Source organism: Streptomyces sp. NPDC059851 (genome assembly GCF_042732005.1).
Taxonomy (GTDB): Bacteria; Actinomycetota; Actinomycetes; order Streptomycetales; family Streptomycetaceae; genus Streptomyces.
Genome location: NZ_JBHWJJ010000219.1, coordinates 1 through 8,391, shown reverse-complemented (window position 1 = coordinate 8,391; position 8,391 = coordinate 1). Strand labels below are relative to the sequence as shown.

Genomic DNA, 8,391 nt, shown 5'->3' with positions numbered 1-8,391 from the left:
TTTGAGCCCCCCTCCCGACCGGCAGGGGGGCTCAGCCGCGCTCATTGAAATGGTTGATTCAGCCACGCGGGCGCCATCGCGGCAAAACGTTCCTGCCGGTTCGGAGCACAGGCGATCGACGACCCGGGCGGTAGCGGACGAGACATGGGCGGCGGATGGAGGACCTCCGGTCCAAAGAGCCTCATCGACCGGGCGCGCTCCTCCGCGGAGCAAGCCTCAGACATCCACGTTCGACGGGGTCTGGAGTCACTCACACGAGTGGACCCCACGGAGAAGGTGCAGTGAGACCTCTTCACGCCTGAACCATCACAGCTCGACTTCGGCGATCGCAATCATGTGATCATTTCCACTCAAGTCACTATAAACATAAGAACATCGACATACCGGCGTGGTTGACCTCGATCGCGACATATCCGACATTACTCTGCCGCTGTTGATCAGCGACGTGAAAGGAATGCCGTGCCCCTCAAGCCCAGCCATGGCCGTAGATCCGCCACGAAGTCCGTGCCCCCACGCTTGAAGTCCCGCCCCGGCCGACGCCTGGGACGGCTACGGGCCGTCGCCGTGGCCGGCGCCCTGCTCGCCGGACTGAGTCCGGTGGCGGCCGGTGCGCCGCAGGCCGCCGCTGTGGCAGGGCACAAGGACGATCCGACGCAGTACTGGAACGAGGTCCTGCTCCAGACCTTCCGCAATGCGCGGGGCTGGGACGCCTCGCCCGGCAAACTCTCCAGGTCCGGGGCGATGGTCTTCGCGGCGATCTACAACGCCGAGAGCGCCTACCAGTACACGTACGGAACCCTGAAGTACCAGCCGTACCTCAACCGCCCGCTGAAGTACGCCAGCGAATCGTCGCGGCCGGGCCCCGACGAAGAGAAGCGGCTGATCGACCGTACGGCGTACCGGATGATCTCCGAGCTGTACCCGGGCGATCAGGCCTACATCGACGCCCAGTACAAGGCCCGGACCGGCCGCTCCCCCCACGCCTACGAGCCCCTCGACCGCCTGGTGGTCGACCGCGTGGTGAGGCAGATCAACGAGGCCCGGGCGGGCGACGGCTCGGACAACCCGGAGGTCTACGACGGCGACACCACCACCCCTGGCGCCTGGCGGCCGACGGGTGAAGAGGCGACGGAGGACGAAGGGGCCTGCAAGGAGCCGAGTGACGCGGTGACCCCGAACTGGGGCAAGGTGAAGCCGTTCGTGCTCCGCTCCGGCTCGCAGTTCCGGCCTCCCAGCCTGCGGGGCTTCACTTCCTACACCGAAATGCTGGCCAGCCCGGAGTACGCGCGCCAGCTCGACGAGGTGCGACGGGTCGGTGCCGTCGACTCCACCGAGCGCACCTACGATCAGACCGTCGTCGGCTGGTTCTGGGACCACGACCTGAACGGCACCTACCACCCCCCGGGCCAACTGCTCCAGCTGACCGGGACCGTCGCCAAGAAGTTCAAGCTCAACACGTACGAGACCACCCGCTTGTTCGCGCTGTCGGCACTGTCGTTGGCGGATGCCGGAATCGCGGCCTGGGACAGCAAGTTGGACAGCCCGATCAACGAGTGGCGCCCGGTGTCCGCGATCCAGGCGACGGGCGGCGAGAACGCGGACTGGCAGCCCCTCAGCGCGGACCGATCGGGGAAACCATGGACCCCGTGCTTCCCCGCCTGGACTTCCGGGCACGCCAACTTCACGGCTGCGTGGGCAGGCGCGATGCAGCACTACTTCGGCCGTGACGACGTCTCGTTCACCGCACACTCCGAGGACCCGCACACACTCGTGCCGGCCCGCCGGATGAACAGCTTCAGCCAGGTCGCCGAGGAGGGCGAGTTCAGCCGACTCTGGCTGGGCGTGCACTTCCGCTGGGACGCCGAGGACGGGAGGGAGATCGGCACCAACGTTGCCGACTACGTGTTCGCCAACGCGCTGCAGCCGACCCGACCGGGCCGTCCTGATCAGCAGTGAAACGACACCGGGGCCCACGCCGGCCGGATCGGCCGGCGCCCCGGCTCCGCCACTGCGCCTCACCTCCTGACGCCCGGCGACGAAGGGCTGGTCCTGGGCTCGTGGGCGATGGGCGCCGTGGCCACGCCGGCCGGACCGCGGGCAATTCCATGGTCGCGTCGGCACAGCCCTCGGTTTGAGGACCGCGCGGCTGTGCCCGTCCCCTGGACGTTCGAAGCCGTCAGCGCCTTTGCCGAGCACCGTATGGTAAAGGCGCTGACGGCACGTTCGTAACGGCAGTGAAGGCGTCGGCGCCGGAGACCCCGAAGGACAGCCCCGAGTGTGCGTCTGAGCTGTTCGGCAGTGCGTCTCTGGTCCTTTCGTATGGTGCATCCGGTGAGTGGTCAGCCGATGGGGACGGCACCGGTCGACGATCGAAGAACTGGCCGATGGAATCGCAGGCGAAGTCTGCGACCGCTGCGTGAGGGCAGGTCACTGTGATCGACAGGCGGAACGTGCTGCGGGTCGGTGTGCTGGGCGGCATCGGCGGGGCGCTGGGGCTGCGGGCACCGGAGAGCGCGGCTGCGGCAGCTGAGGCAACAGGGCCAGTTGACGCTCGGGACTGGAAGCGGTTGGCCGGTGCGCTGTCCCCCGGCGCGACCCTCTACAGACCGCACAGCTCCGTGTACCCGTCGCTCGCCTTGCCGTACAACCACCGGTACGACGGCATCCGGCCCGCCGGCATCGTTGCCTGCGCGACCACCGAGGACGTTTCCGAAGCGATCCGCTGGGCTCGCGCGGTAGGGCTGCCCGCCGTACCGCGCTCCGGGCTGGGACACAACTACGCCGGGTATTCGACCACCACGGGCCTGCTGCTGAACATGGCCCGCATGAAGAGCATCGTCTCCACTCCGATGCCGGGCGGTGCTGCCCGCGCCCGGGTCTACGGGCCGATGAAGGTCGTGCACGACGCCGGTACCGTCACCGTGGGGGCCGGCGTCACCAATGGCGACCTGCATCCGCTGTTGGAGAACCACGGCATGTTCGTGCCGACCGGCCGCTGCCCCAGCGTCGGGGTCGCAGGGCTCGTGCTCGGCGGCGGTATCGGCTTCAGCGACAAGATGTTCGGCCTGACCTGCGACCGGCTCGTTGCCACGACCGTCGTGCTCGCCGACGGAAGCACGGTCAAGGCAAGCAAGGACGCGCACCCCGACCTGTTCTGGGCCTGCCGCGGCGGAGCCGGCAACAACTTCGGTGTCCACACCTCGTTCACCTTCCAGTACGAGCATTTCGAGGGCACCGTGGGCTTCTACCAGCTCCGCTGGAGCCTGGACTCCGTACTGCCGGTGATCGCCGCCGCGCAGCACATCGCCCGGGAGACCGTGGGCGACAGGCGGTTCCATCTGCGTCTGGGCATCGGTACCAACGGCACGACCAGGACGCAGATCCATGCGAACGCCAACGTCAACGCCATCGGCCAGTTCTACGGCACCGTCCAGGAACTGCGTGCCGTCCTCGACCCGCTGCTCGAGATCGGCACGGCCGAGGAACGCGCCCGCAACAGCACGTCCGTTCGTCAGGTCGCGCCCGGTGAGGCGAGCGTACTGCTGAGCGCCACCACACCGATCGAACGCTTCGCCACCAAATCGGCGATCCTGGACTCCCGTACCCTGTTGACCGATCAGCAGGTCAGCGCGGCAGCCGAACGCCTGCTGGACTGGCCCGGCAGCGGCAACGAGGACGGAGCCGGGTTCGCAATGTTCGCCCTCGGCGGTGAGATCAACGAGGTACCGCCGAGCGCGACCGCGTTCGTCCACCGGGACGACCTCTTCGTCTTCGCCGCCGAGACCTCCTGGGCGGACTACGACCTCCCCGGCGTCGCCGAAGCCAACCTCCACTGGCTCAAGCAGTTCTACGACGACATCTTCGGCGACAGGTCACCCGAAGGCGCGTACCAGAACTTCCCCGACCCGACACTGGAGAACTGGCGACAGGCCTACTACGGCAGGAACTACCCCCGCCTGGTCAATGTGAAGCGGAAATACGACCCGACCGGCTTCTTCGACTACCAGCAAGCGATCGGCACGCATTGAGCCCGAGCGGCGGGGTTTCCCATCGGCCGAAGTCGTCCGGCACGGGCCGGACTTCGTGGCTGCGTCGAGGCCTGCGGCGGAGGTGTAGCCGGCGTCGACCGCGGGTGAGACCAGGGTGCCCACCTCCGTGATCACGTCACTCATGGCTGGGCTGGCTGCACATCCGGGCCGGACGCCCGTGGCCTTCGCCCCACTCGGCGTGACCAGCTGTCTGTCCAGAGCTCGGAGTCGGTACGGCGAGTTCCCCCACCCCACGCCCCGCGCTTCAGCCGGCCGGGCATCAGGCTCCTCACCGGCTTCGCCGACGACCCCGCGTACGAGGAAGGACACCGGCGGAACGCCGCGACGTCCCTGATCACCCTCGGCATCTACCGGGTCCGGCGCTGATGCCGGGACGTCCCACACTCACCGTCGGCGGCGTCGGCGCAGGCGACGCCGCCCAGCGACGGACACGAGTGTGGAGCGTGGTGGACGACCCGCACCGGTGCGACCCCGGTCCGGAATCTCCACGGAGCCCGGTGAGGACCGTCCGGTCGTTCAGCCGCGGCCGCCCGGCGCAGGCCGGGGCAGCCGCGGACGAATGAGGTCCACTCGTCGGAGAGTTCATGACGACGTATCACGACATCATGATCCACAGCCGAAGACTCACATCGCCGACAGGGCCCAGCACCGCGAACGAGCGCGCCGCCGGCGATGGGCGCGCCCGTCCACACGCTTACGAAGCGCCGACGGCGCCGCTCACGGTCTGCGGGTCAGGAGCGAACGATGTTCTCTGCCTGAGGGCCCTTCTGCCCCTGGGTCACGTCGAAGGTGACCGCCTCGCCCTCGCGCAGCTCCCGGTAGCCGTGTCCGGCGATGTTGGAGTAATGCGCAAAGACATCCGGCCCTCCCCCGTCCTGGGCGATGAAACCGAAGCCCTTCTCGGAGTTGAACCACTTCACCGTGCCACGAGCCATGATCATCCTTCTGTCCAGCCTGTCGACGGTCTGGTGCAGACCGCCACGAGTCCCGTTGGGGAGCCTGACGGCTACCTCCCCGCACGCGGCACCGCCTACACCCCCTCCGGATGATCTGTCCCTACGGAACGGGCCACGGTCGCGGGCTCGCCGGGTGTGCCGGCCGGGCACGCCGCGCCCGGCCACAGCGATGCGTGTGTCCGCCCATCCAAAGGTGCCGGGCCGGTCGAAGGCGCCCCTGCGGCTCGGCGGCCGCACGACGAGGTCGGTGCCGTCGCCGACCCCAAGCCCACCACCAGGCCGATACCCACCCGGCGCGCCGCGGTCCGCGGGGCCCGCCGGCACGTGATCGCCTGCACGGCCCTGCACTGGGACACGCGCCCCCGTCATGCGGGGGTGGGCCGTCCGGGCGGACTTCATCTGCCCCGCGGCGTGCTCGTAGGGGCTGCCGCCGCGGCTCCAGCGGCCGGTCAGCCCTGCCCGCCGGCCGCTGCCTGCCGGTCCAGGACGGCGGCGACCATCGCCCTCAACAGCTCGCCGGCCCCTGGTCCGACACTCCCGTTCTGCGCGCTGACCTGGGCGCCTTCCAGGAGGAACGTGACCTCTGTGGCGGCCTCCTCCGGCCGGGGCAGCCCCGCCCGCGCACACATGCCTTCGAGGCGACGCAGCTGGCCGGCCTTGTGGGCCTCGATCAGGCGGCGTGCGGGATGGGTGCGATCGGGCAACGCGGCGATGGAGGTGACGAACGGGCAGCCGCGGTGGGAGACGTCCGGCAGCCCGTCCGCGACGAACGAGGCGACGCTGAGGACCTGCGCGCGATAGTCGTCCGGGTGGGCGGCCTCCGCTGCGTCGAACGCCGCCGTGTAGCCGGCCGCGACGATCCGCAGCCACTCCTCGATGAGGACGTCCTTGGTGGCGAAGTGCCGGTACAGGGCCATCTTCGTGGTCTCGGCCCGGTCGGCGATGGCCTGGACGCTCACGGCCTTGATGCCTTCGAGCGCGAACAGCTCCTCCGCCGCGTCCAGAATCCGCTCGCGGGGCGGCAGCCGGGCCACCCGCGAGTCCCGCCCGGGCCTGGGGGTACCGCTCATGCCTGCCTCGCTCCTCTGCTGCTCCGTGCTGCGCTGCTGCGCTGCTGCACCGCGGCTTTCCGTGATCATGCTAGGTTACCCTTCACTCCCGCACGATACCGTCCGGTATCGTGCGGGAGCGTCGAGTATCGCCTACACCGCGAGAACGGATGACGACCGATGACGATGAACCTTTCCGAATACACCAGCTTCGACGGCGTCGCCCTGGCCTCCCTCGTGGCCCGGGGGGAGGTCACCTCCGCCGAGGTGGCGGCCGCCGCGCAGGAGGCGATGGGCGCGGTCAACCCCTCGTTGGGCGCCGTGGTGGAACGCTGGCCCGCCGAGGACCGTCCGGCCCCGGGCAGCACACCGCTGGCCGGGGTCCCCTTCCTCCTCAAGGACATCGCCGTGTCCATGGCCGGCAAGCGGGTTGAACTCGGCAGCCGCCTGGCCGAGGGGAACACGGCCCGGAGCGACTCCTTCCTGATGCGGCGCTTCCGGCGGGCGGGCCTGGTCACCCTGGGGCGCACCGCCAGCCCCGAGTTCGCCTACAGCACCACCACCGAGCCACTCCTGTACGGAGCCTGCCGCAACCCCTGGGACCTCTCCCGCACGCCCGGCGGCTCAAGCGGGGGGTCTGCCGCAGCGGTGGCCGCCGGCATAGTCCCGCTCGCGCACGCCACCGACGCCGCCGGCTCCATCCGCGTCCCGGCCGCGAGCACGGGGCTCTTCGGCCTCAAACCCACCCGGGGCCGGATCTCCATGGGCCCTGACGCAGACGAGGTGTTCAACGGGCTGGCCGTCCACGGGGCGCTCAGCCGCTCCGTGCGCGACAGCGCGACGCTGCTCGACCTCGTCAGCGGCCCCGAGACCGGCGATCCCTATGCAGCCGAGGCCCCCCTCCGCCCCTACGCGCAGGAGGTCGACCGCGCCCCCGGCCGCCTGCGCATCGGCCTGCTCACCACCCCGTGGAGCGGCCGGGGCGTGGACCCGGCCATCACCACGGCCACCGAGCAGACCGCCCGGCTCGCCGCATCGCTCGGCCACGAGGTGGAGCCCGTACGGATGGACCTCGGTGTGGCCTGGGAGGAGTTCGTCCTGGCCAACGCCCGGCTGTGGACGGCCAACCAGGTGACCTGGATCGAGGGTTTCGCCGCGGCGACCGGCCGCCCGATCGACGCCTCCACCCTGGAGCCGCAGACACTGGCGAGCTACGCGTGGGGCCAGAAGGTCACCGGTCCCGAGTTCGTCCGGGCACTGGACGTACGCAACCGGGTGGCGCGAGCCGTCGGCGACTACTTCACCCGCCATGACCTGCTGATGACCCCGACCCTGCCCGAGCTGCCGGTCCATCTCGGCACGTACGCAGAAGGCGCCGACATCGATGGCCAGGGCTGGACGGCCCACCTGTTCCACCGCTCGCCCTTCACCGCCGCCTTCAACGTCGCGGGCACCCCGGCCATGTCCGTTCCGCTGGCTTCCGACCCCGCCACGGGCCTGCCCATCGGCATCCAGTTCGCCGCCGGCCACAACCGCGAGGACGTCCTTTTCCGCCTCGCCGGCCAACTGGAGCAGGCCGCGCCTTGGGCCCAGCGGAAACCGGGCGTATGGGCGGGAAGCGTCACCGCCGCCCGCGCCGGCTCGTGAACCCCTTGAAGGAGGCGATCAGCAACGCTGGGTGAGGGCGGTGCACTCGTGCGCGGCACGGGTGCACAGAGGGGTCCGGTCGCGGCGGACTGCCGGGCCCGGAGCCGATTGCCCGGACCGCGCTCCATGGGCCCGGCACGAGCTGTCGCCGGATGCACGGGGGTACGCCACGATCGAGGGTACGCGGTGGCTGAAGATGCGCAGGAAGGGGAAGGGGGAACGTTCAACCTTGGTGTCCTGCTGGGAGACCAGGGGGACACCGAGGGAGCCTGGACGTGGTTGCAGCGCGCCGCCGACGCCGGCGACCCCCAAGCGATGAACACCCTCCGTGACCGTGGTAGCCCAGGCGGAGGGCCTTCGAGCAGCTGGAAGAACCGGCGGACACCCGCGCCCCCTCGGCGAACGCGCATGGCCGGCGGGCAGCCATCGGACCCGCGACGACCTGCCTATCAACGCACTGCGAAGGGCGCACTGCTGGTCGTTACCCGTCGAACAGCCTCGTCGAGCCCCCGAGGACGGCCGGCCCGCGGCCTAAGGGATGTCCCGTTACTGCTGGTCAGAGGTGGGATGATCTTGGTGTGGCTGGTGTGATCATGGCGTCGGAGCCGTCTTGGATAGCCCCGTTCACGGGGCTGAGCCCGCGGCAGTTCGGCAAGCTGGTGACTGCGCTGAGGCGGGAGGGGGCGGATC

Annotated in this window: 5 protein-coding genes and 1 pseudogene; 4 read left to right on the top strand and 2 right to left on the bottom strand. The window is 69.9% G+C overall.

Annotated elements, in window-relative coordinates:
* Window positions 1-504 precede the first annotated feature (504 nt).
* Together ACFV7Q_RS37480 and ACFV7Q_RS37475 are read left to right on the top strand one after the other, a co-directional pair.
* Entirely contained in the window at window positions 505-1,956 is a 1,452-nt protein-coding gene (locus tag ACFV7Q_RS37480; RefSeq protein WP_385435420.1) for a vanadium-dependent haloperoxidase, read from the top strand.
* 476 nt (window positions 1,957-2,432) lie between these two features.
* Window positions 2,433-4,028: an FAD-binding oxidoreductase gene (locus tag ACFV7Q_RS37475; RefSeq protein ID WP_385435419.1), complete on the top strand. Its 1,596-nt coding sequence runs from the start codon at window positions 2,433-2,435 to the stop codon at window positions 4,026-4,028.
* Window positions 4,029-4,780: 752 nt separating this feature from the next.
* Here ACFV7Q_RS37475 and ACFV7Q_RS37470 read toward each other — a convergent pair.
* Window positions 4,781-4,984 (bottom strand): cold-shock protein, encoded by a 204-nt coding sequence (locus tag ACFV7Q_RS37470; RefSeq protein WP_385435418.1) that lies wholly within the window; start codon window positions 4,982-4,984, stop codon window positions 4,781-4,783.
* Between the two features lie 470 nt (window positions 4,985-5,454).
* Window positions 5,455-6,075, bottom strand: a complete 621-nt coding sequence (locus ACFV7Q_RS37465; RefSeq protein ID WP_385435417.1) for a TetR/AcrR family transcriptional regulator — start codon at window positions 6,073-6,075, stop codon at window positions 5,455-5,457.
* 165 nt (window positions 6,076-6,240) lie between these two features.
* On the opposite strand from ACFV7Q_RS37465, the gene ACFV7Q_RS37460 reads away from it, so the two are divergent.
* The gene (locus ACFV7Q_RS37460) at window positions 6,241-7,701 is read left to right on the top strand and encodes an amidase (RefSeq protein WP_385435421.1); all 1,461 of its coding nucleotides are present in this window, start codon (window positions 6,241-6,243) and stop codon (window positions 7,699-7,701) included.
* A 578-nt stretch (window positions 7,702-8,279) separates the two neighbouring features.
* Window positions 8,280-8,391 (top strand): annotated as a pseudogene (locus ACFV7Q_RS37455) (IS5/IS1182 family transposase); the annotation flags it as partial.